Raw genomic sequence first — 1,091 nt, 5'->3', positions numbered from 1 at the left:
AGAACTTTAGCAACCACGCCCGCACCTACAGTACGGCCGCCTTCACGGATTGCGAAACGCAGACCGTCGTCCATCGCGATCGGGTGGATCAGGGTAACAACCATTTTGATGTTGTCGCCCGGCATTACCATCTCTACGCCTTCCGGCAGTTCGATGGTGCCAGTCACGTCAGTTGTACGGAAGTAGAACTGCGGACGGTAGCCTTTGAAGAACGGAGTATGACGGCCGCCTTCGTCTTTGGACAGAATATACACTTCAGATTCGAACTTGGTGTGCGGCTTGATGGTGCCCGGCTTCGCCAGTACCTGACCACGTTCGATTTCTTCACGTTTGATACCACGCAGCAGAACACCTACGTTCTCACCCGCACGGCCTTCGTCCAGCAGTTTGCGGAACATCTCAACGCCAGTACAGGTAGACTTCGCAGTCTCTTTGATACCAACGATTTCAACTTCTTCGCCCACTTTGATGATACCGCGCTCTACACGACCGGTAACAACGGTACCACGACCGGAGATGGAGAATACGTCTTCGATCGGCAGCAGGAACGGCTTGTCAATCGCACGCTCTGGTTCCGGAATGTAAGAATCCAGGAAGCCAGCCAGTTCGATGATTTTCGCTTCCCACTCTGCGTCGCCTTCCAGCGCTTTCAGAGCTGAACCACGAACGATCGGCGTGTCGTCGCCCGGGAAATCGTACTGAGACAGCAGTTCACGAACTTCCATCTCTACCAGTTCCAGCAGCTCTTCGTCATCAACCATGTCGCATTTGTTCAGGAACACGATGATGTACGGAACGCCTACCTGACGACCCAGCAGGATGTGCTCACGGGTCTGCGGCATCGGGCCATCAGTCGCGGCAACAACCAGGATCGCGCCGTCCATCTGCGCAGCACCGGTGATCATGTTTTTAACATAGTCGGCGTGGCCCGGGCAGTCTACGTGTGCGTAGTGACGGGTCGGGGTATCGTATTCAACGTGAGAGGTGTTGATGGTGATACCACGCGCTTTTTCTTCCGGCGCGTTATCGATCTGGTCGAATGCGCGAGCAGCACCGCCGTAGGTTTTAGCCAGTACGGTAGTGATTGCAGC

1 protein-coding gene is annotated in these 1,091 nt (G+C 55.1%); it reads right to left on the bottom strand.

Annotation, left to right across the window (positions count from 1 at the left end; translation table 11 throughout):
• Positions 1–1,091: elongation factor Tu (gene tuf, locus APU02_RS19855; RefSeq protein ID WP_060571025.1), on the bottom strand; the 1,091-nt coding region annotated here is incomplete at both ends.

Origin of the sequence: Citrobacter sp. 50677481 (assembly GCF_001463265.1) — a bacterium.
In the GTDB taxonomy this organism is placed as follows: domain Bacteria; phylum Pseudomonadota; class Gammaproteobacteria; order Enterobacterales; family Enterobacteriaceae; genus Citrobacter_A; species Citrobacter_A sedlakii.
This window is presented reverse-complemented; position numbering and strand designations above follow the sequence as displayed.